Below are 22927 nucleotides of genomic sequence, written 5' to 3' on the forward strand. Positions count from 1 at the left end.
GCAACACCTATGTAAAATTTCAAATCTAAAAAAGATGAAAAAAATATGTATGATGCTAATTAGCATTGTATTTGTAAATGTGCAAGCACAAACACAAAAAGATACTACAACAGTTAAAAGAGTTAAGCTTAATGAAGTTCTAATTCATAGTAATCCTAAGAATAACTATGTGCACACTTTAGTAAATAACCAGTATCAAAAAAAGGTAATTCAACCTAAAAATGTTGCCGATTTATTTTCAGAAATAAATGGTTTTTCACTAGTAAAAAGAGGAAATTACGCTATCGATCCAACTTTTAGAGCCTCTTTATATGAGCAATTAAATGTAATGTACGATGGAGCTACAAAAGCTATGCATGCATGTCCAAACCGAATGGATCCAATTACAACACATGTAATTCCAGAAGAAGTTTCGAAAATTGAAGTAATAAAAGGTCCCTATACAGTTCGTTATGGAGCAACATTCGGAGGAATTGTTAATATGGTAACCGAAGATTATCAAAATTTAGAAAAAGGCTTTCATGGAAAGCTTTCTAGTGCTTATGAAACAAATGGAAATTCTTATGTAACCATGCTTCAACTAAAAGAAGTTACAGATACATATGATATTATTGGGAATGTTGGCTATCGCAATTTTAATGATTATGAAGATGGAAATGGAAACGAAATTCCATCAGCATTTAAAAGTACTGATTATGGTGTAAAAGTTGGTTACAACATAACAGATAGTCAACGTTTGCAAGCACATTGGCGTCAGTCTTTTGGTAGAGATGTAAAACATGCTGCATTACCAATGGATACCGAATTTGATAACAGTTCGATTTTATCGTTAGATTATAATATTCAAAATATTGGAAACATTTTAACATCTGTCACAGCAAAAGGATATTACAGTTACGTTGATCATTTGATGACAAATGCTAATCGCCCAAATTTCCCAATGATGTTTGCTTCTTCACCAGTAAATTCAACAACTATTGGTGGTAAATTAGAATTGAATCTACAGTTAGATAAGTCACTTAATCTTTTTATCGGTACAGATGCAATGCATATTGCAAGAGAAGGAAATAGAACACGAACTGTAAAAATGATGAATGGAACTATGTTACCAATGCCTATGGTTTTTGTAGACAAAATTTGGCAAGATGCTTATATAAATGATTTTGGAGTATTCACGGAATCAATTTATAGTTTTGGAAAACAAACATTCTTAACAACTGGAGTTCGTGTGGATTTCATAGATGCTGATGCAAAGGATTTAGAAACAGATTTTGCATCAAGATATCCTATTACTAAAACAAGTGAAGTTAATGTAAGTGGAACAATTTCATTAAAACATAAGTTCTCAAGAAAGGCAATTCTTGAGGTAGCTTTTGGAAGAGGTGTTAGAACTGCTAATATGGCTGAGCGTTTTATTAATCATTTTACGGTAGGACAAGATTCATACGAATACTTAGGAAATCCGTTATTGAATCCTGAAGTAAATAATCAGTTTGAAATTGGTTTCAAAGGGAGTTTCGATGTCAATAATAACTTGTCATTAGTATACGAAACATCTGTATATCATTCAATTTTTGAAAATTATATTTCTGCTGTGGTAGATCCAACAATTCCTAGAAAATTTATGCCTATGGCAATGCCTCAGTTCACAAAAGTATTTACAAATATAGAAGATGCATCAAAAACTGGATTTGAAGTTGCTGCTAGACTTACTATGCTACAAAACTATTTTATAAAAGGAGAAATGGCTTATGTAAAAACCAACAATAAAGACTTTAATGAGTCATTACCTTTAAATCCGCCTTTGACTGTAAGAATATCTGCTGGTATAGAAAAAAACAAATATTGGGTTAACACACAGTATAATATTGTTTCTACACAGAATAATATTGCGCAATCTTTTGGAGAAACAACAACTCTAGGTTATCAAACCATAGATATAAAAGGAGGTTTCAAGTTTTTAGATAATTTAACCTTTGGAGCGGCATGTTTAAATGTATTTAATAAAGCATATACCAATCACTTAAATTTTTCATATAGAAATCAGGCTGGTTTTTCTATGGCACCAATTACAGAACCTGGTAGGAATTTTACATTCTTTTTACAGTATAAGTTTTAAAAATACTTAAGCAGCTCGTTAAATGCGAGCTGTTTATTTTTTTCACAAAAATTTAATAGTAATTGATAGTAAGGTTAGTTAATTTTATAGACTAATTCCTTAATATCATAATTTAAAACAATCAATCATGAAAAAATCAATTTTATCCATAGTAGTTTTTGTAGTTGCATTAGTATTTTCTGATAATGCTTTTGCACAGAAATTTTCTGACTTAGACAAAAGCCCTATGGATGCCGCTGCATATCCTGCAAGTTATAGAGTTTCGGATAAGTTAGTAAAAGTTATTTATAGCCGTCCTCAGTTAAAAGGAAGAGGTTTAGATAAATTAGCTCCAAATGGAAAAGTATGGAGAACTGGTGCTAACGAAGCAGCTGAAATTACTTTCTATAAAGACGTTACTTTTGGTGACAAAGCTGTAAAAGCAGGTACATATACCTTATTTACAATTCCTGGAGATAAAGAGTGGACTGTAATTTTAAGTACTGCTAAAAATGTTTGGGGAGCTTATTTTTACAACGAAAGCGAAGATGTGGCTAGAGCTACTGCGAAAGTTTCAAAAGGGAAAAATTCTGTAGAAGCTTTTTCAATCGTTTTTGAAGGAAAAGATAATGAAGCAACAATGTACATGGGATGGGGAGATGTAGTAGTTTCTCTTCCTGTAAAAGGATAAAAAACTATTAAACATAAAAAAAGCCTGAGTATTTTATTTGCTCAGGCTTTTTTTATTGTGATATAATTCTATTTTACAGTTTGTTTTTATTAGTATGAAGTACAAACGTTGCATTAAATCCGAAATGGAAATTTCCATCATGGAAATTAAAATTATTGGCAGTTTGTGTAATAAATGAATCCTCAGCAAAAGTTCTAGCATTTGTCATTTGGAATTGAAGCATTAAATGACTTAATTCCCAATTTACCCCTATCATAAACGGATTATAGGTTTTAACTGATTTCAACGGGTTGAAAACAGAAAAATATTCAGAAACAATAGAAACGTGTCCACCTACTTTATATCGTGCACCAAACCCTAAACCATATTGATTTTTTGGATCTTCAACATTCATTGAGCCGTTACTCCTAGAAATAAAAAATGGACTTATTTGCGCAGAAAATTTTGGATTAAATTTTCTAGCAATTAAAAGTTGTGTGGTAAAACTATAATTAGTAACATCAGGATTTCCGCCGTACAATCCAGTTGAAATATCATTTTTAGTCATAGATAAAGTTTGTAAAGCTACCATGCTAACTATATTTCCTTTTTTGTTTTTTGTCTGTTTTAGAAATTTATATTTAAGATATCCATCAGTAACTTCATCCCAAGTACTATAACCAACACCAATTGCGAAATTATTAGAAAGCGCATAATCTAATCCAAAACGCATATTTACTTCGTCTGCTAAAAAAAACTGTGTCTCACCATATGGTCTATTCCAATACCTGTTGTACCATGAAATTTCTAAAGCACCTTTTTTTCTAGTTTCAACAGAATGTCCCAAACCAAGTCGTGTAGTTTTAAAAGTCGCCATTTCATAAATAGGTTTATCTGGAAACTCATTATTTAATTTATCCAACAAATTTTGTCCTTTACTTGTAAAAGGGAAAAAAGCGATAGCTGCTAATATGTATACTATTTTATTCATTTTCATAAGGCTCATATTGGAAATTAAATTTTACAAGTACAACTTTTGCAATGTTGTTTGAGAGTATTGGAGGTATTTTAATGTTAAAATCTTTTACAGTTAAATTAAATTCTCCAGACATTGTATACCTATCATTAGTTTTTTGAATGGTTGTTTTTATTTCTATTTCTTTCGTAATTCCATGAATGGTTACTTTCCCTTTAATGAATTGAACTTGTGGACCAGCATTTTCTAAACCTTCTAACAAAAAACCTTCAAATGTGGCTTTTGGGTATAAATCCGACTCAATATAGCTTTCATTAAAGTGCTCGTGCATTAAATTCTTTTTAAAAACAAAAGCACGCATTAGCATACTTGCTGCAATTTCCTTTTTATCAAAATCAAGAATACTCAATACTTGATTATTTTTTGCTTCAATATCTTCTACCGTTGCATATGAGAAAAAAGTAACTTGTCCTTGTCTCGCAATAAATTGCTGTCCAAATACAGTTCCGAGTTTTAAAAACAATAAGAGTAGTAAAAGTCGTAGTTTATTCATGTTGATTCGTTATATCTATAAAACAGTTCAAAAGAATTACATCTTTTAAATATCCTTTACAAATTCCTTTTATATGTATAAGTTGATTTTTCTTTAAATCATTTACCAGTTTTAGATCACTATCGTTTACATCACAAATAATTCCTGAATTGGTATTTGTTTGTAAAATAATAGTTTTTCTATTGTTTAAAGAGGTTACTTCTTTGATTTTGCCAACCACTTCAATTACCTTATGAATATATTTTGTATTGGCTGTTTCTTCATTTGTTGTAAATTCAAGTAAAATAGTATCAGCGGAAACAATGTATTTTGGTACTGTTTCTTTGATGTTATTTTGGTTGGAACAGGCAACTATAAAATAGTTGATACAAACTATAGAAAAAACCAACATACATCCCTTAAAAAAAGAATGTTTTTTTATCATAGTGGTATATTTACAATGATTCAAAGTAAACTATTTATTTTTATAATCGAAGTACAATTTATGCTGAAAAGGAAAATAAAAGAATAAAAAGGAAAAAAACCTGGTTTAATTATTTGTAGTTTTATCCAATGAGAAAAGATGCTTTATACTTATTTACAGTGTTGTCAATAACACTAGTTTTCTTAGTAATTTCATTATTTAGTGCAAATTATTTTATCAAAGCAAGTGCTAATCAATTAATAGAGGTTCAGGTTGAAACTAGTAAAAGAGAAGCTAATGAAATAGCAAGTATCATAAATTTTCAACTTTCAAAAGATTCAGATAAAGAAGAAGTGCTAAAGAATCTTCAGGAAACTATTTTAGGAACCAATACAAATGCTTGGTTTATTTCTGTTTTAGATTGGTCGGGAAAGAAAGTTTGCTATCCTGATAAAACTAAGTTGGGTGAAATTGAAAGTTCAAATGCAGCACTGTTAGAATCATTAAAAGAAAAGAATAATTCTGAAGATTTATATGATCTTTTAGTGGCAAATAAGTCTTCGAAAGGTGAGAATGTTGAGGTAATTCATACAGCGCCAGTTAAGAGTACAGATTTATTGGTAGCAGCAAATGTTAATATAAGTAGCATTGATAAGCAACTTCAACAACTAAAAAGAAATTTCTACATGATTTTTCTAATCATGGGAATTTTAGTAATCATACTTTCTTCTTTAGCTGTTAGAATTATTGGAAGTAACTATGAAAAACATCTTGAACTGAAGTATACTTCCTTAGAATCTGAAGTGATTAATTTATCAAAATTAAATACCGATTTGGTGAATTATAAAGAGAGAAAAGAAAAAGAGTTGATTGAACTTAGAAAGAAAGCAGTAGAAGAACTTCAAAAAAATGAGGAACCAATAGAAGCGTTACCTAAAGAAGAAGAAATTGAAATAATTACAGAAACGAATGAGTTTAACAGAAAAAGAATATTAACATACATGCGTAATGAATTGGTTCCTGTATTAATTAGTGATATTGCTTATATTTATACAGAAAACACAATTACCTATGTTATGAGTTTTGATGGTAAAAAATCTACTTCAAATGCTAGCTTAGATGATATGTATTCTAATTTTGATCCTACGTTGTTCTTTAGAGCGAACAGACAATATATTATCAGTATTTCAGCCATAGATAAAATTATAAAGTATGGTAAAAGTCAGCTTAAAATTGTTTTAAACTCTAAGGTAAACGAAGAAATAATTATTAGTAAAAACAAAGCTGCAGAATTTAAGCAATGGCTAAATATGTAAAAGCTTAAAAATTAAAACGGTCTTTTTTTAAACATCATTTTTTCCTTTTTAACCACTTTTTTGAATGTTTCATAAAGGTTTATGATTGATAAACTAGTTGTGTTATAGTTATTTGCTGTAATAACAATAATTACTATAACACAAAACTTGAAAACAATGACAAAGAGACTATTATACCGGTTAAAAGCATTAGCAAAATTAAGTTATACCATCTTGATAGATTGCGCAAGAGCTGCCAGTTATGCAAGACAGCGTTAAAACTTCAAGTGGTTTTTTTCCTTTTTAACCCTTTTTTTAACTGTTTCGCTTAGTTTATTAGTATAAAATCTAAAGGTTATAAGGATGTTTGTACAGAAATCAAAAATACCTAACAATTATGAAAAATTTAAAAAATCAAATTTTAAGAGGATTAGCAATTTTAACACTAACTTTTGTTGTTAGTTGCGCCAAATCTGAGGATGAATTACCACAAGAGTTAACCATAGAAGATAAAGTAGCAATTCTAGAAAATGGAGAGTGGTTGTTAAAAGATTTTGAAGATGCGGTTATGTACACCTTTAAAAACGGAGAACGATCAACATATTACGGAACAGAAGGTAAATTTACAGAACCAATTCCAGGAAAACATAGCTATAAAATTATTGATTCAAAACTAATGATTGATTTCAACCATGGAAATACAAAATCATACGAGTTAAAAGTAACTTGTAATAAAAATATTATAGAAATGTATGAAGATGACAACCTAATTAGTACTTTATACAGAAAAGATTCTAATTATAAGGATTGTTTAAATTGAACCAAGTAAACAATTTTTGCTCTAAAGGATGATACTTTGCTCGGTATCATCCTTTTTATTTATACAATCAATTATGGTGTTTGACTTTTTTAATCCTGAAATAACTGTAAATTTGCAGCTTTAAAATCACGCCGTTACGAACAACAGGAACCTTTTTAAAAGATTCACATGTAATTTTAGTTATCGTAACGACCGAACAATTATAAAAGATGCAATACAATCACCAAGAAATAGAGAAGAAGTGGCAAGAGTATTGGGCAAAAAACCAAACTTTTAAAGCAGATAATCCTGTCCTGAGCGGAGTCGAAGGGAGTTCAGATAAACCTAAGTATTATGTGTTAGATATGTTTCCTTATCCATCTGGAGCAGGATTACATGTTGGACATCCGTTAGGTTATATTGCTAGTGATATTTATGCTCGTTACAAGCGTCACAAAGGATTTAATGTATTGCATCCTCAAGGATATGATAGTTTTGGATTACCAGCAGAGCAATATGCAATTCAAACTGGTCAGCATCCAGCTATTACAACCGAAACGAATATTCAAACATATCGTAAACAGTTAGATAAAATCGGGTTTTCATTTGATTGGTCTCGTGAAGTTCGTACTTCGAATCCCGAGTATTATAAATGGACACAGTGGATTTTTATTCAATTGTTCAATTCTTGGTATAATAAAGATACCGATAAAGCAGAAGATGTTAGCACGTTAGTTGCAAAATTTGAAGCGGAAGGAAACACAACTGTAAATGCAGTTTGTGATGAAGATATCGTAACATTTACTGCGGATGAGTGGAAAGGATTTTCATCAACAAAACAACAAGAAATATTATTACAATATCGTTTAACTTTTTTATCAGATACAGAAGTAAACTGGTGTCCAGCTTTAGGAACAGTTTTAGCAAATGATGAAATTGTAAACGGAGTTTCAGAACGAGGTGGACATACTGTTGTTCGTAAAAAAATGACACAATGGTCTATGCGAATTTCTGCCTACGCGCAACGTTTGTTAGATGGTTTAAATGGAATTGACTGGCCACAACCGTTAAAAGATATTCAAACGAACTGGATTGGAAGATCTCAGGGAGCAATGGTTTCTTTTAATGTTGATGGACATGATGCAAAGATTGATGTATTCACAACACGTCCTGATACTATTTACGGAGTAAGTTTTATGACATTAGCTCCGGAACATGAATTAGTAGCAAAAATTACAACTGCTGATCAAAAGGAAGCAGTAGAAGCTTATGTTGAAGCCACAGCAAAACGCTCTGAGCGCGATAGAATGGCCGATGTAAAAACAATTTCGGGTGTGTTTACAGGAGCCTATGCAATTCACCCATTCTCAGGAAAACAAGTTCCAATTTGGATTGGAGATTATGTGTTAGCGAGCTATGGAACGGGAGCTGTTATGGCAGTTCCTTGTGGAGATCAACGTGATTATGATTTCGCTAAGCATTTCGGATTAGAAATTCCAAATATTTTTGAAGGTGTAGATATTTCTGAGGAGGCGTTTGCTGATAAAGAAAAAACAGTAATCGCAAATTCTGATTTCTTAAACGGTTTATCGTATAAAAAAGCGATGAAAACGGTTATTTATGAAATGGAGCAACGTGGTTTCGGTTACGGAAAAATCAATTATCGTTTACGTGATGCTGTATTTAGTCGTCAACGTTATTGGGGAGAACCATTCCCAGTATATTACAAAGACGGAATGCCGCAAATGATTGCTTCAGAACATTTACCAATTGTGTTACCAGAAGTAGAAAAGTATTTACCAACAGAAGATGGAAAACCTCCGTTAGGAAATGCTGATGTTTGGGCGTGGTGTACTGAAACAAATTCAGTGGTTAGTAATGAAAAAATAAATCACACTAGTGTTTTCCCATTAGAACTAAACACAATGCCAGGTTGGGCAGGAAGTTCTTGGTATTTTAACCGTTACATGGATGCAGATAACGAAGGTGAGTTTGTAAGTAAAGAAGCGGTTGAGTATTGGAAAGAAGTTGATTTATATATTGGTGGTTCTGAGCATGCAACAGGACACTTACTATATGCACGTTTTTGGCAAAAATTCTTATTTGATAGAGGATATTTACCTGTAGATGAATTTGTTAAGAAGTTAATCAACCAAGGAATGATTTTAGGTACTTCTGCAATTGTTTACAGAGTTTCTGGAACGAATAAATATGTCTCTCTAGGTTTAAAAGATCAATATGAAACAGAAGAATTACGTGTAGATGTTAAGTTGATTAATTCTTCGGATGAATTAGATATTGAAAGTTTAAAAAATTGGCAACCACAATTTACAGACGCAGAGTTTGAATTAGAGAATGGAAAGTATATCGTTGGTCGTGAAGTAGAAAAAATGTCTAAGCGTTGGTTTAACGTTGTTAATCCTGATGATATTTGTGCAGAATATGGAGCAGATAGTTTACGTTTATTCGAAATGTTCTTAGGTCCGTTAGAGCAATTTAAACCTTGGAAAACTTCTGGTATTTCTGGTGTATATTCTTTCTTAAAAAAATTATGGAAGTTATTCTATAACGGAGAAAATTTTGAAGTTTCTGAAGGAGAACCAAGTAAAGACAGTTTAAAAACATTGCATAAAACCATCAAAAAAGTAGAAGAAGATATCGAGAATTTCTCGTTCAACACGTCGGTTTCTACCTTTATGATTGCTGTAAATGAGTTAACCACTCAGAAATGTAATAACAAATCAGTTTTAGAGCAGTTATTAATCTTAATTTCTCCCTATGCGCCGCATATCACAGAAGAGTTGTGGAGTAAATTAGGAAATTCAGATTCTATCTCAACTGCACCTTTCCCTAAATTTGAGGAGAAGTATTTAGTAGAATCAGAGAAAGAATATCCAGTTTCTTTTAACGGTAAAATGCGTTTCAAATTAAACTTGCCTTTAGATATGAACAAAGATGAGATTGAAAAGGTGGTAATGGCGCATGAGAAAACACAAGAACAATTACAAGGTCGTTCACCAAAGAAAGTAATTATTGTGCCAGGTAAGATTATTAACATCGTAGGATAACGATAAAATTATAGTAGATAAGGTTGTTTTGATACTACTAATCAAAGCAACCTTTTTTTATTTTTCAACCTGAATTTATTTCAGATAAAAATTTTAACGACGTTAATCTGTTTCAAAGCATCGGGACGGAATGACAATAAGAATTAAATAAGATTTAAAGATGGAATTTCAAGAAGTTTTAGGATATTTAGCAGCCTTTTTAACAACGGCTTCCTTTTTACCACAAGTATATAAATCTTGGAAAACAAAGTCTACGGAAGGATTATCATTAACCATGTACACCGTATTTTTTTTAGGAATTGTTTGTTGGTTGATTTACGGTATCTTCTTAAATAGTTTGCCTATAATTTTAGCAAATACCATTACAGGAGTTAGTGCATTTTCACTTATACTAATGAAGTTAAAGTATAAATAATAGAAGTGGTTGAATATTTTTTTTGTAACATTTTCCCCATTTCTATTACAAATCAAATAGCATCTATTAAATAGCTCTATGAAAAAGATATCTATTAACCATGTTTGGTTATTTTGGCTTGTTCCGCTATGCATGTTTATTTTTGTTGGATATCCACAACTCAAAAAATCGTATGGTCTTTACGAGAATAGAGTTCAAAAATATGAGAAAGAAAAAATAGAATTAGATTCTTTACGTAATATAAACCAACCTTCAGCAAAGGCAAATCATCGATTAAAGACTTTAGAAATAACTGTTCCAATAACAGAGAAAGTTATTTTGAAGGAACAATATACCTATTACAAAACAGGAGGAATGTTGTTTATGCTAGCAGTATTATTTGTGGCTATTTTTGGTTCTAGTTATTTAGCAAGTAAGAAAAAAAACGCGCCTACTAATAAGCGTATTGATTTTGTCTTTGAAGACCCTGCTCAAGATGCAATTGGACAATCTGTTTCTTGGGAAGCTACTAAAAATTCAGGAAGTAATTTTTATAGTCAACAATTAAAAAAAACAAATTTTGGATATAAAATTAGTAATACTACAACGCTAAAAGCAGTACCGTTAGCTTTCTTTTTTATAGGACTTAATTATGTTGTCTGGAGTTTTATTGAGTACTTTCAATTATCAAATATTCCACTTACATTTATGAAAGCGGGTAATTTATTTTTTACTTCAGGAGGTGTATTTATGTTAGTAGGAATAATCTTGACTTTTGTGTTTTCTTCTACCACACAATTGCACAAATATAAACGAAGTGTTATTATTAACGGAACTTTAATTCCTTTTCAAAATATATACGCGTTACAATTATTACAAAAGTATGTTTCTAGTAATAATAGTGGTGGATATGTATGTTATGAGTTAAATTTAGTGACAAATTCTGGAGATAGAATAAATTTGTTAAATCATGGTGATAAGGAGTATATGTTAAGTGATATGATGAAGGTTAGTCAGTTTTTTAAAGTACCAGTTTGGAACCACGGCGTGGTTTAATTGTCTCTTTTAGTTTAATTTATTATTTTGGAAAATGATACTTCATCAGTGTAAGGTTAAAAATTCAGATTATAAAGCTCAGTTTTTTAGAGCTGTAGAAGCTATTCCTGCCAAAATTTTCCAAGAATTACACTGTACTGATAACCTGTATTTTAATCCAAAGTATCTAATATCGCTAGCTGAGAATCACCCAAACATAGATTTTTGGTATGTAATTTTGTACGATGTACATGATAGTCCAATTGCTTTTGCTACTATTCAGATAGTCGATTTTTTTCTTGAGAATGTGCAGAATGATTTAAAGGGTATTGCTGAAAAAATTCAAAAAATTGGAAGACGTTTAGGGTTAATTACAAACAGAAAACCTTTTAAGATTCTTACTTGTGGTAATACTTTTGTAAGTGGTGAACATGGAATCTTTATTAAAAGTAATCAAAACAAACAGCAGGTAATTAAAGAGTTAGCAAAATCTGTTGTTCAGTTAGTTAATGACGAAAAACAGTTTAGTTATAAAATAAGTGGTTTCATGTTAAAAGATTTTATACATGAATCACTTTTTGTATCTGACGAATTGCTAGAATACAATTATCATTCGTTTAATGTAGAGCCTAATATGCTAATGCAAATCGACAAAGATTGGCATAATTTTTCCGATTATTTAGGGGCTATGAAAACTAAGTTTCGTGTAAAAGCTAAAAAAGCTATGGAACTAAGTTTTCCTCTTGACATAGTAGAGATAGATGAAAGTAATCTGCAAAAGTATTTACCAGAAATGGAAGTGCTTTATAAAAGTGTTTCTTCTAAAGCTGAATTTAATTTAGGTTCTTTTAATTTAGAATCTTACGGAGATTTAAAGAAAAATTTAGGAGAAAACTACCTTATAAAAGGATATGTTTTAAATGGTAGATTAGTCGGGTTTTTATCAGCAATGATAAACGAAGCTAATTTAGATGCTCATTTTGTGGGTATTGATTATGAATATAATAGAGAGTATGCTGTATATCAACGAATGTTATACGATTATATTCAGATTGCCATTGAAAACAAATTAAAGCAAATTAATTTTGGAAGAACTGCAAGTGAAATTAAAAGTTCAGTAGGAGCAGAGCCACAAAACTTAACAATTTATTTTAGGCATAAAAATCATATACCAAATAAGATTTTAAGGTTCTTTATTAATAAAATTCAGCCTACGCCTTTCAGTCAAAAATTCCCTTTTAAAGTTAAAACACTTGTTGCTCAAAACTAAAAAGAGTACTTTTATTTTGTAAATTTTAACCAAATGAAAGATACTAATGACTTGCTAAATATTCTTAGTCTCACCGACGAAGGAAATAACAATTTTAGCGGAATTAGCAGAGATATAGGAAGCCCAAATGTTTTTGGCGGACAAGTATTAGCCCAGGCATTACACGCGGCTTACAAGACAATAAGCAACAAAAGAATTTTACATTCACTACATTCTTATTTTTTAGAAGCTGGAGATTTAGAGTTGCCAATAATTTATAATGTACAAACAATTAGAGATGGAGGTAGTTTTTCTACAAGGAGAGTAACAGCTCATCAAAACGATAAAACTATTTTTATTTTGGCGTGTTCTTTTCATAAAGAAGAAGAAGGATATGAACATCAAATGCCAATGAAAAAAGACTTAACTCCACCAGAGGATTTGTTAAGTTGGAATGATGTTCTTGATCAGTTCGGGGATTTTCTGCCTAAAAAAATGAAAGAATTTTTAAGTATTGAACGTCCTATCAGTTTTAAACCAGTACAAGTTATAAATCCATTTGAACAAAAAAATTTACCGCCAATTGTTGATGTTTGGTTTAAATTAAAAGGAGATAGTACCGATGTAAACTTGCAAATGAAGCAGCAAATTTTAACCTACATTTCTGATTATAATATTTTAACAGCGTGTTTATATCCAAATGCAAGTAAAGCACATTTTGGAAACACACAAATGGCAAGTTTAGATCATTCGATGTGGTTTTACAGAGATTTTGACTTTTCAGATTGGATGCTGTTTTCAATTGAAAGTCCAAATACATTTGGAGCAAGAGGTTTTGCTTGCGGAAACATTTATACAAGAGATGGTAAATTAGTAGCTTCAGTAGCCCAAGAAGGATTAATGAGACCTTCATCAAAATAAAGAATTATGAGTCCATTTTATTACGTACTTTCTGTTAACGGATTGGTTTTTTTACTAAGCCTTGTTTTTTATTTCTATCCGCCTAAAAAAGTTAATAATTTTTATGGGTATAGAACCCCAAGATCTATGGCGAATCAAAACGTTTGGGAGGTAGCAAATTCGCTTTTTAATAAGTTTTTACTTCAGTATTCTGCAATAGCTTTAGCAGCTGCATTAGTGTTTGCTTTTATTGCTAAAGACACTTCTTGGCAACCGATTGCAATTATGGTATTAACGCTTGGTGTGTGTGTTGTTAAAACAGAACAAGAATTGAATAAACACTTTGATAAGGAAGGAAATAAACTGAAGAAATAGCTTATTTATACTCTTCTTTTAGTAGTAAAATATCATCAATTATTTTCTGCATATTTTCAAACTTTGTACCGTCGTACATTCCACGAATTCGTTTGTCTTTATCAATTAGGATAAAGTTTTCGGTATGAATAAAATCTTGCGCACCACCATCTCCTTCATCTAAAACGGCAAAATAACTCTTACGAGCTAATTCGTAAATATGTTTTTTATCTCCAGTAGTAACATTCCATTTTCCATTAATAATTCCTTTTCTTTCAGCATAAGCTTTTAAAACAGGTACGCTGTCTAACTCTGGAGTTACAGAATGTGATAAGAACATAACATCATTATCATCTTTAAAACGTTCTTGTAATTCAAGCATGTTGTTAGACATAGGAACGCAAATTCCTTTACAGGTAACAAAAAAGAAATCTGCCACATAAATTTTCCCTTCATAATCTTTTTGTGTAATCTTTTTTCCATCTTGATTAATCAATTCAAAATCGGCAATAGTATGGTTTTTAGTAAACATTCTTATCGAACGGTCTACTAATTTCGGATTTACATCTGCAGGATTATAAATAGGTAGCTTTTGATCTACTTTCACTAAAAAATAGTATGCAGGTAACGCAATAAGAGTAAATAAGATTAAAAAAAGAAAAGTATACTTCGATTTTTTGAAAAACTGTACGTTCATTTTTAGCAAGATTCTAATGCAAAAATACAGCTTAAAAAGGCAGTTTCCTAAAATCTTTGTTAAAACAGAAATAAGTGTTAAGACTGCGTTTTTACAACTCTTTATAAAAACGTACATTTGCTGAATTCAAAAAAGACACTAAATACCATTTATGGAAATTTTAATAAAGGCATCACAATTCATTTTAAGTTTATCGTTACTAATTGTTTTACACGAATTAGGACATTTTATACCTGCTAAATTATTTAAAACTAAGGTTGAAAAATTCTACTTATTCTTCGATTATAAGTTCTCATTATTTAAAAAGAAGATTGGAGAAACGGTATATGGAATTGGTTGGATACCGTTAGGAGGCTATGTAAAAATTGCCGGAATGATTGATGAAAGTATGGATACTGAACAGATGAAAGAAGAACCAAAACCATGGGAGTTTCGTTCTAAACCAGCATGGCAACGTTTAATAATCATGTTAGGAGGAGTAATTGTAAACTTTGTTTTAGGTATTCTAATTTACATTGCTTTAATGTGGGGATATGGTGAGAAATATTTGCCAAATGAGAATGTAAAAGATGGTATTTGGGCTCAAGATGAATTGGCACAAACTTTAGGGTTAGAAACTGGAGATAAGATTATTTCTGTGGATGGTAAAGTTATTGAAAAATTTAATGAGATTCCTGTAGAGTTTATCAATGGTAATAATTTTGTAATTGAAAGAAATGGAGAGCAAATAGCAAAAGAAATTCCAGTTGATTTTATTTCAAAATTAGTTGATAGAGATAAGGATGCAGGAAATTTTATTCAATATCGTTATCCTTTTGTGGTTGGAAAAGTTCCAGAGACATCTATAAATTTAGCTTCAGGTTTACAATCTAAAGATATTGTAATGAGTGTTGCTGGAAAAGAAGTAAAATATTTTGATGAAGTAGCTTCGATTTTAGAAACATTAAAAAATAAAAGCACAGAACTAGTCGTAAAAAGAGGCGACGAAACTAAAGGAATTAATGTGAAAGTAAATGAAGAAGGAAAATTAATGGTTCAACCTGCTTTTTTAAACTTACTTGATTTAGAAAAGTTAGGATATTATACCTTGGCGGATAAGAAATATACCTTTATGGAATCAATTCCTGCGGGTCTTAATAAATCTTGGACAACCTTAACCAATTACGTAAAGCAATTAAAAAAGATATTTAATCCGAGTACTGGTGCTTATAAAGGATTAGGAGGATTTATTTCTATCGGAAGTATTTTCCCTTCAGAATGGAGTGCATATAGTTTCTGGAGTATCACAGCGTTTTTATCAATTATGCTAGGTTTTATGAACTTGTTACCAATTCCAGCTTTAGATGGAGGACATGTTGTGTTTACTTTATGGGAAATGATTACAGGTAAGAAGCCAAGTGATAAATTCTTAGAATATGCACAGGTAGTTGGATTTGTATTGTTATTAGCATTATTAATATTCGCCAACGGTAATGATGTAGTGAAGCTATTTAAATAAGCTTGTAAGAGGATAGAGGATAAAAACTGTATTTGCAAGTAATTCTAACTCTTAGGATTCATTATTGATATTGGTCTATTATGTAAAGAAAAAATTCATTATTTTGGAAGTGCCTTATTGTAGATTTAGATGATAAGGAGAATCTAACCTTATTTAGAATGAATTTAATTACCAAAATATTTAACCTGCTTTCTGAGCCTAATGATTTTAAAGATAATCCTTACGGATGGTTGACTAATCAGGTTGGTCATTTATCCTTAAGTTTTGTATTAACTTTGTATTTAAGCTTGCTAATTGGAGATTTATATGCTCCTATTAGTATTGGGGCTTTATGGTTGATATGGGAGATTAGTCAATACAAAAAGTCTAATAATTTTATAGATGTTATAGAAGATTTAATCTTTGAGATAGGTGGTGTATTAATATTTATTAATTGGAATATATTCTTGCCATTAAGCATTTTAGTATTGATTTTATGCTTAATAAGAAGGCTTTAAATAAGTACTGAAATAAACAATATAAGTAATAAAGTAAAAGCTACTTCTTTTTTAAGAAGTAGCTTTTACTTTTAAAGGGAAGTTAAATAAACTTACCCAATAATAATGTTGTCGGCAATCGAGACAATTGTAAAATTTAATAAAGTTAATAAACTTTACAAATCCCCTTCTTTTTCTGCGTACTCTATTAGAAGAGCCACAGTGTGGACATGTTTTCATCTTTCTTTTCTTTCTTCTTTGGTTAGAGTATTAAAAGTAAAGATTAAAAACGTACTTTATGTAAAAAAAATAAGGGGAAAATTCCCCTTTATTTTATTTTTTCGTTAAGAAACACGATTAGTTTTATTAGTTCGAACAATAGCTTGCTCGTTTTTCCAGTCAATCCATTTTTGACCTTTTATTCTTCGCATTAAATTATCAATAGAACGCATAATAAAAACATTATAAATAGCTTTTCCTAAGTTCTTAGGATTTCTAGCAATAGCGCGTAAACTCATAGAAAAACCTGGAGTTACATAGCGCATATAATGCCAATAACCTTCTGGCATGTATAAAACATTTCCGTGTTCTAATTCAGCTATATGACCTTTAGCGTTTTTAAGTGCTGGCCATTTTTCAAAATCAGGATCATTAAAATCGATATCCTCTCTCGTAATTAAAGAATGAGGTATTTTATATAAGTATTTATTCTGTTTTTGGTCAAACAAAATACATTTCTTTTTTCCTTCAAAATGGAAATGAAAAATATTGGCTAAATCAATATCATAGTGCATAAAAGTGTAAGAATCTCTACCGCCAAAGAAAAGCATTGGTAATCCTTTCATTAAACTCAAACCAAAGTCTGGATAAGAGAAATCTTTTTGAAGCATAGGAACTTCTTTTAAGATGTTCCATAAAAATATTCTAAACTTTGTAGGTTCTCTTTTTAATAAATCAACATACTCGCTCATTTTCATTTTAGCATGTGGCTCATTAAAACCGTCTTTATAATCTACAGGTCTATCATCATAAAGAGGAACTATTTTATCTCCAGCAACTTCCTTCATATATTCTAATGACCACTTGTTGTAAGCAGGCCAATCTTCTATGAATTTCTCAATTACCACTGGCTTTTGTGGTTTAAAATAATTCTTGATAAAGTCTTCTTTCGTAATGGTTTCGACTCTATCTATTTGTTCCAACTGTAACCCCATGAATAAAAATTTGATAAACGCAAAGTTAAGAAAACGTTACAAAATCTTTTTTTAATGAAATTGAAAAAATAAATTAATCTATTAATACAATCTATTTAGGCTTTCAACTCCTTTGCTTCTTGCTTTTTTTCCTCGTTTCTTTCGATTTTATGACTAGGTCTGCTCCACTTTGGTTTTTCTCCTAAATCTTGATATTGAGAATCTTCTGCTTCTACAGTTTTAGGTTGCATTTTCTTTATAAATGGCTTTTGCGGATTTAAACCTAATAATTCAAACAACTTCATATCTTCATTTACATCTGGATTTGGAGTTGTTAATAACTTATCTCCAGCAAAAATTGAATTTGCACCAGCAAAGAAACACATTGCTTGTCCCTCTTGAGTCATTTGAGTTCTACCTGCCGATAAACGAACTTGCGTTTCAGGCATTACAATTCTTGTTGTAGCTACCATTCTCACCATTTCCCATATAGAAACTGGTTGTTGGTCTTCTAATGGAGTTCCATCAACAGCTACCAAAGCATTAATTGGTACCGATTCTGGTTGTGGGTTTAGTGTAGATAAAGCTACTAACATTCCTGCTCTATCTTCAATTGCTTCTCCCATACCAATAATTCCTCCAGAACAAACTGTAACGTTTGTTTTACGAACATTATCGATTGTTTCTAAACGGTCTTCAAATCCTCTTGTAGAAATTACTTCTTTGTAATATTCTTCTGAAGAATCTAAATTATGATTGTACGCATATAAACCTGCTTCTGCTAAACGATGAGCTTGATTTTCGGTAATCATACCTAATGTACAGCAAACTTCCATGTCAAGTTTATTAATAGTACGCACCATCTCTAAAACTTGATCAAACTCAGGTCCGTCTTTTACATTTCTCCATGCAGCTCCCATACAAACTCTTGAGCTTCCCGAAGCTTTTGCACGTAAAGCTTGAGCTTTCACCTGATTTACTGTCATTAAATCATTTCCTTCAACATTGGTGTGATATCTTGCCGCTTGCGGACAATATCCACAGTCTTCTGGACATCCTCCGGTTTTTATAGATAATAAGGTTGATACTTGAACCGTATTTGGATCATGGTGTTTACGATGAATTGTAGCTGCATCATATAACAGTTCCATCATCGGCTTATTATAAATCTCTAAAATTTCTTCTTTACTCCAATTGTGTCTAGTCTCACTCATATAGTCGTCATTGTTTGCATTACCAAAAGTAGGAAAAGTAATTGTATTATTATATTATTTTGAAATTAAAACTGATACGGCGTTTCCTCCAAATCCTACAGCATTTACAAGTATTTTATTAAGTTGTTTCGGTTGATTTTGTTTCTCTGCAAAAGGAACTTCAATGGCTTTTTGATGTTGTAACATTAACAGACCAAGTTCTAAATTTAGCAATCCAGAAGCACCAAAAGTGTGTCCTATTTTCCATTTATTGGTAGTCAAAAATGGAGTTTTTTCACCAAAGACTTTTTTTATAGCGTTTACTTCTGATGAATCACCTTTTATAGTTCCGGGAGCATGCATTACAACAGCATCAACATCTTCTAGATTGATATGCTTACAGGCCATCTTCATTGACTTTTGAAAGCATTCAGCATCTGCTGTAACCGATGTATTATGTTTTAAAACTTCTGTAGCATACCCAATACCTTCCACTTTTGCTATGGTTCTTTCAGAAATATCTTTTTCTAAGCAAACAACGGCAGCTCCTTCACCTAAAACCATGGTGTTTTTAGTTTTTTCTAAATCAAAAGCTTTACATGGATTACCTTCTGTTTCTTTTGAGTACACTTTTAAGGCTTTCATTTGAGCTATTGTAAAATCAGTAAGAGGTGCTTCACTTCCTCCAACTAAAAACTTATCACACATTCCAGCTTGAATCCATGCAACACCATTTAATAACGAGTGTAATGCTGTAGAACAGGTTATAGAATGAGAAATTTCGGGTCCAGAACTTTTTAAATCATGCGCAATCCAAGAAGAAATATTTCCTAAAGTTGTTGTTGGAGAACTTAAGGTAGAAGAGATTCCTGTTTGTAAAAATTCTTGATGATATTTTTCAAAAAGAGCTGTAGCTCCTCTCGATGAACCAATGTTGATTCCAAAATCATCACCTTCTTTCCAGTTAGCATCTAACATAGCTTTTCTAGAAGCGTAAATAGCAAACAATACAGTGTCGTCTAAATTCTTGTATTTATTGTCTGAATTTCGAATGTCCTCAATATGTTTTTTATCTTCATCAGAAATATTAGCAGTCCATTCAGAAAAATTTTTAAAGTCTCTTTTTGTAATTCTATGCTCATTATCTAAATAGCTATTCCAAACTTCTTCAGAAGTTTTTCCTAATGGAGATATTGATGCAAAGGCTGATATTGATATTGGTTTCAAAACAGAAAAATTTCAGCAAAATTAAGGCTAAATCTTTAAACTAAATAAGTATTGGGAAGCTAAAGAATTATAATTTTTTTTCTTGATTGAAACAGTATAGCGGTTAATGCTTCATATATTTGTAAGAGGCACAAATAGTATTAAATTTTTGAACCAAATGAATATTGAAAATCAAAAAAGTTGGCTAGGAAGAAATTGGCCTTGGGCATTACCAGTTGGTTGTTGTTCAGGTTGCCTTATTTTCATCATCATTTTAATTGTTGGTTTTGGCGCTACTGTTTTAAGTGTAGTAGATAGTTTAGGGGGATTGTCGCCAATTGAGGAAGCTATTGAGAGAGCAGAAAAGAACGAGCGTGTAGTTCAACTTTTAGGTGAAGATATTGAATCTGATGGTTTTCCTAACGGTACTATTTCTATTTCAGATGCTGATGGAGAAGTTGATTTTACCATTCCAATTAAAGGAGATAAAGGAGAAGGATTATTAGTTGTTAAGGGAATCCGAAAAGATAAAAAGTGGATTTATGAGGATTTATATGTTACCATTAAAGAAACTAACGAACGAATCAATTTATTAGAAAAAGAAAAGGTCTTAGAGAGTATCTAAAACCTTTTCAATAGTAGTATATATTTTTTCTAGTTGCGTATCAGTAATTACATAAGGAACTTGTATGTAAATGGTGTTTCCAAGAGGTCTTAAAAATACACCTTCTTTCATAAAAGAAGATAATAATAAATCTCTTAAAGTACCGTATCGTTCCATATTTGTATCTAGATCTAAAGCAAAGATAACTCCGATGTTTCGTGTAGATTTCACTTTCGGATGTTTCTTGATTTTTTCTGAAAACTGTTCGTGACGTTTCGCTATTTTTTGAATACTCCCCTGAATTTTATCTGATGTTAGTAAATCAATACTTGCAATGGCAGCCGCACAACCAATTGGATTAGCAGAGTAGGTATGACAGTGGAAATATCCTTTGGTAATATCATTACTTAAAAAAGCATCGTAAATTTCTTGTGTACAAGAGGTAATAGCCATGGGAACTAAACCACCTGTTAAAGCTTTACTCAAACAAATAATATCTGGTTTATTTTGTATATGATCTGAAGCAAAGTTTTTTCCAGTTTTACCAAAGCCAGTCATTACTTCATCTGCAATAGTCAACACATTTTTAGATTTACAAAATCCGATGATTTCGTTTAATCCATTCATGTCATGAATTTTCATTCCAGCGGCTCCTTGAACAATAGGTTCGTACACAAATGCAGCCACTTTATGATTAGAAATAATAGTTTCTAATTGTGCTAGAATTGCTGAATGATTAGTTCCGTCTGGAACCGGAATTCTATGAATATTAATCAAAAAATCTTCAAATGGCCCGTTGTAAACAGATAATCCTGAAGCAGACATTGCACCGAACGTGTCTCCATGAAAACCATTTTCAAAAGCGATTAAAGTGGTTCGTTGATCTTCTTTATTAAAATAATATTGCAGCGCCATTTTTATGGCAGACTCAACCGCAGTTGAACCATTATCATTAAAAAATATTTTAGCCTGATTTTCAGGTAAAATAGCAATCAACTTTTCAGATAATTCCACAGCAGCAGGATGTGTAAAATCACTAAACATTATTTGATCTAACTGTTGCATTTGTTCATAAACTCGATTATTGATATAATCATTACAGTGACCAAACATGCAAGTGTACCAAGAAGAAATAGCATCGATATATTCGTAGCCATGTTCATCGGTAAGAATACATCCTTTAGCTTTTACAATTCCTAAACTATTTGGATGTGTTTGATGTTGCTTTAACGGATGCCAAATGTGTTTCTTATCGCGTTCTTGTAGTGTCATGCTTATAATTTATCTCTGAATTTCTCGGCATACTCTTTAATCACATTTTGATCAAAATAAGGCTCCTCTTCAATTCTTCCAATTACATTTACACCACTCATTTTTTCAATAATTTCCTCAGTAGTTTTGTGTTCGTTTCCACTATAGACTAACGAAACATCAAATCCTTTTTCTTTTAAAAAGTTTATAGTCAATAAAGTATGGTTAATACTTCCTAAGTAATGACGAGAAACAACAATTACTTTATAATCGGGCTTTATAAGATCTAAAATAGTGTGTTTATCATTTAGTGGAACTAATAATCCACCAGCACCTTCAATCACTAAATTGTTTTTGGTAGCAGGTTCTATTACTTTATTAATATCAATGGTAATTCCGTCGATAGTAGCAGAAGCATGTGGACTCATTGGTGTTTGTAAAGCATAGCTATTTTCGTGAAAAACAGACTTTTTATTACTAATCAAGTTTTTTACTTTATGGGTATCAGAGTATTCTAAATCACCAGATTGAATAGGTTTCCAATAATCTGCCTCTAAAGCTTCGGTAATAATTGCTGAAGCAACTGTTTTACCTACTTCAGTTGAGATTCCTGTGATAAAATATTTTTTCATTTAAAGATTGTTTTGCAATCGTTACAAATTAATTTTCTTGATTCAAAAAAGGGAAAAAGCATGAAAAAGAAGTTTTTTCGTTGGGCATCTGCTACTAAAATACGATTAGAACTGCATTGTGGACAGCTAATATCATTCCCGTCACGATCTTTTTCGTAGGTTCTTATTTCGTTATATATTGCTGATGCTTTCTCTAAATCTTCATTATGAACTAGTAGTTTTACACCTCCAATTGCCTGACTTATCATAGGGTCAGTATCGATTGTTTTTTCATCCATCAACATAGTTTTAATGTCTTCTGCGTCTAATTTAGATTTAAACACCAAAGCTTCAGTTGAATATTCAAAAACTGCTAAAATTGTATAATCGTCCCTCATTTAAAT

At 31.2% G+C, this 22927-nt stretch carries 23 protein-coding genes; 13 read left to right on the forward strand and 10 right to left on the reverse strand.

Annotation, left to right across the window (positions count from 1 at the left end):
- Positions 1-34: 34 nt before the first annotated feature.
- Together EV195_RS12210 and EV195_RS12215 are read left to right on the forward strand one after the other, a co-directional pair.
- Positions 35-2119 (forward strand): TonB-dependent receptor domain-containing protein, encoded by a 2085-nt coding sequence (locus EV195_RS12210; protein WP_243693114.1) that lies wholly within the window; start codon positions 35-37, stop codon positions 2117-2119.
- A 127-nt stretch (positions 2120-2246) separates the two neighbouring features.
- The gene (locus EV195_RS12215; RefSeq protein ID WP_132795240.1) at positions 2247-2789 is read left to right on the forward strand and encodes a DUF2911 domain-containing protein; all 543 of its coding nucleotides are present in this window, start codon (positions 2247-2249) and stop codon (positions 2787-2789) included.
- 73 nt (positions 2790-2862) lie between these two features.
- Here the strand turns inward: EV195_RS12215 and EV195_RS12220 are convergent, their stop codons facing one another.
- From EV195_RS12220 to EV195_RS12230, 3 genes are read right to left on the reverse strand one after another with little or no spacing between them, the layout of a single operon-like run.
- Positions 2863-3759: a DUF5777 family beta-barrel protein gene (locus EV195_RS12220; protein ID WP_243693115.1), complete on the reverse strand. Its 897-nt coding sequence runs from the start codon at positions 3757-3759 to the stop codon at positions 2863-2865.
- Positions 3752-4297: a YceI family protein gene (locus EV195_RS12225; RefSeq protein ID WP_132795242.1), complete on the reverse strand. Its 546-nt coding sequence runs from the start codon at positions 4295-4297 to the stop codon at positions 3752-3754. The genes EV195_RS12220 and EV195_RS12225 overlap by 8 nt, the downstream gene beginning before the upstream one ends.
- Positions 4290-4721, reverse strand: coding sequence for an OB-fold protein (locus tag EV195_RS12230; protein WP_132795243.1), 432 nt, complete (start codon positions 4719-4721; stop codon positions 4290-4292). The genes EV195_RS12225 and EV195_RS12230 overlap by 8 nt, the downstream gene beginning before the upstream one ends.
- Positions 4722-4849: 128 nt before the next feature.
- On the opposite strand from EV195_RS12230, the gene EV195_RS12235 reads away from it, so the two are divergent.
- From EV195_RS12235 to EV195_RS12270, 8 genes are all read left to right on the forward strand, one after another.
- Entirely contained in the window at positions 4850-6016 is a 1167-nt protein-coding gene (locus EV195_RS12235; protein WP_132795244.1) for a LytR/AlgR family response regulator transcription factor, read from the forward strand.
- Positions 6017-6392: 376 nt separating this feature from the next.
- The gene (locus EV195_RS12240; RefSeq protein ID WP_132795245.1) at positions 6393-6815 is read left to right on the forward strand and encodes a hypothetical protein; all 423 of its coding nucleotides are present in this window, start codon (positions 6393-6395) and stop codon (positions 6813-6815) included.
- Positions 6816-7024: 209 nt separating this feature from the next.
- Positions 7025-9862, forward strand: coding sequence for a leucine--tRNA ligase (gene leuS / locus EV195_RS12245; RefSeq protein WP_132795246.1), 2838 nt, complete (start codon positions 7025-7027; stop codon positions 9860-9862).
- A gap of 160 nt (positions 9863-10022) precedes the next feature.
- Positions 10023-10277 carry a SemiSWEET family sugar transporter gene (locus EV195_RS12250; protein WP_132795247.1) on the forward strand — a complete coding sequence of 85 codons (255 nt, stop codon included), beginning with the start codon at positions 10023-10025 and terminating at the stop codon, positions 10275-10277.
- A 78-nt stretch (positions 10278-10355) separates the two neighbouring features.
- Entirely contained in the window at positions 10356-11312 is a 957-nt protein-coding gene (locus tag EV195_RS12255; protein WP_132795248.1) for a hypothetical protein, read from the forward strand.
- A gap of 34 nt (positions 11313-11346) precedes the next feature.
- Positions 11347-12561, forward strand: a complete 1215-nt coding sequence (locus EV195_RS12260; protein WP_132795249.1) for a GNAT family N-acetyltransferase — start codon at positions 11347-11349, stop codon at positions 12559-12561.
- 33 nt (positions 12562-12594) lie between these two features.
- The gene (locus EV195_RS12265; protein ID WP_132795250.1) at positions 12595-13461 is read left to right on the forward strand and encodes an acyl-CoA thioesterase; all 867 of its coding nucleotides are present in this window, start codon (positions 12595-12597) and stop codon (positions 13459-13461) included.
- 6 nt (positions 13462-13467) lie between these two features.
- The gene (locus EV195_RS12270; RefSeq protein ID WP_132795251.1) at positions 13468-13815 is read left to right on the forward strand and encodes an SdpI family protein; all 348 of its coding nucleotides are present in this window, start codon (positions 13468-13470) and stop codon (positions 13813-13815) included.
- Position 13816: 1 nt separating this feature from the next.
- Here the strand turns inward: EV195_RS12270 and EV195_RS12275 are convergent, their stop codons facing one another.
- Entirely contained in the window at positions 13817-14491 is a 675-nt protein-coding gene (locus EV195_RS12275; protein ID WP_132795252.1) for an SCO family protein, read from the reverse strand.
- A gap of 151 nt (positions 14492-14642) precedes the next feature.
- On the opposite strand from EV195_RS12275, the gene rseP reads away from it, so the two are divergent.
- Positions 14643-15989, forward strand: coding sequence for an RIP metalloprotease RseP (rseP, locus tag EV195_RS12280; RefSeq protein ID WP_132795253.1), 1347 nt, complete (start codon positions 14643-14645; stop codon positions 15987-15989).
- A gap of 158 nt (positions 15990-16147) precedes the next feature.
- Positions 16148-16486 carry a hypothetical protein gene (locus tag EV195_RS12285; protein ID WP_132795254.1) on the forward strand — a complete coding sequence of 113 codons (339 nt, stop codon included), beginning with the start codon at positions 16148-16150 and terminating at the stop codon, positions 16484-16486.
- Positions 16487-16809: 323 nt separating this feature from the next.
- Here the strand turns inward: EV195_RS12285 and EV195_RS12290 are convergent, their stop codons facing one another.
- From EV195_RS12290 to EV195_RS12300, 3 genes are all read right to left on the reverse strand, one after another.
- Complete coding sequence (locus EV195_RS12290; RefSeq protein WP_132795255.1) at positions 16810-17679, reverse strand: cupin-like domain-containing protein; 870 nt, start codon at positions 17677-17679, stop codon at positions 16810-16812.
- A 95-nt stretch (positions 17680-17774) separates the two neighbouring features.
- Positions 17775-18872: a biotin synthase BioB gene (bioB, locus tag EV195_RS12295; RefSeq protein WP_132795256.1), complete on the reverse strand. Its 1098-nt coding sequence runs from the start codon at positions 18870-18872 to the stop codon at positions 17775-17777.
- A gap of 54 nt (positions 18873-18926) precedes the next feature.
- Entirely contained in the window at positions 18927-20078 is a 1152-nt protein-coding gene (locus EV195_RS12300; protein WP_132795257.1) for a beta-ketoacyl synthase N-terminal-like domain-containing protein, read from the reverse strand.
- A gap of 157 nt (positions 20079-20235) precedes the next feature.
- Here EV195_RS12300 and EV195_RS12305 point away from each other — a divergent pair, with 157 nt between their 5' ends.
- Positions 20236-20682 carry a cytochrome c oxidase assembly factor Coa1 family protein gene (locus tag EV195_RS12305; protein ID WP_165915733.1) on the forward strand — a complete coding sequence of 149 codons (447 nt, stop codon included), beginning with the start codon at positions 20236-20238 and terminating at the stop codon, positions 20680-20682.
- Here the strand turns inward: EV195_RS12305 and bioA are convergent.
- Genes bioA through EV195_RS12320 form a run of 3 tightly spaced genes read right to left on the reverse strand, consistent with a single transcriptional unit; the run spans position 20668 to position 22921 of the window.
- Positions 20668-21933 carry an adenosylmethionine--8-amino-7-oxononanoate transaminase gene (gene bioA, locus EV195_RS12310; RefSeq protein WP_132795259.1) on the reverse strand — a complete coding sequence of 422 codons (1266 nt, stop codon included), beginning with the start codon at positions 21931-21933 and terminating at the stop codon, positions 20668-20670. The genes EV195_RS12305 and bioA overlap by 15 nt on opposite strands.
- Positions 21934-21935: 2 nt before the next feature.
- Positions 21936-22544: a dethiobiotin synthase gene (bioD, locus tag EV195_RS12315; RefSeq protein ID WP_132795260.1), complete on the reverse strand. Its 609-nt coding sequence runs from the start codon at positions 22542-22544 to the stop codon at positions 21936-21938.
- Positions 22541-22921, reverse strand: a complete 381-nt coding sequence (locus tag EV195_RS12320; protein ID WP_132795261.1) for a putative signal transducing protein — start codon at positions 22919-22921, stop codon at positions 22541-22543. The genes bioD and EV195_RS12320 overlap by 4 nt, the downstream gene beginning before the upstream one ends.
- Positions 22922-22927 lie beyond the last annotated feature (6 nt).

Source organism: Tenacibaculum skagerrakense, from assembly GCF_004345825.1.
GTDB lineage: Bacteria > Bacteroidota > Bacteroidia > Flavobacteriales > Flavobacteriaceae > Polaribacter > Polaribacter skagerrakensis.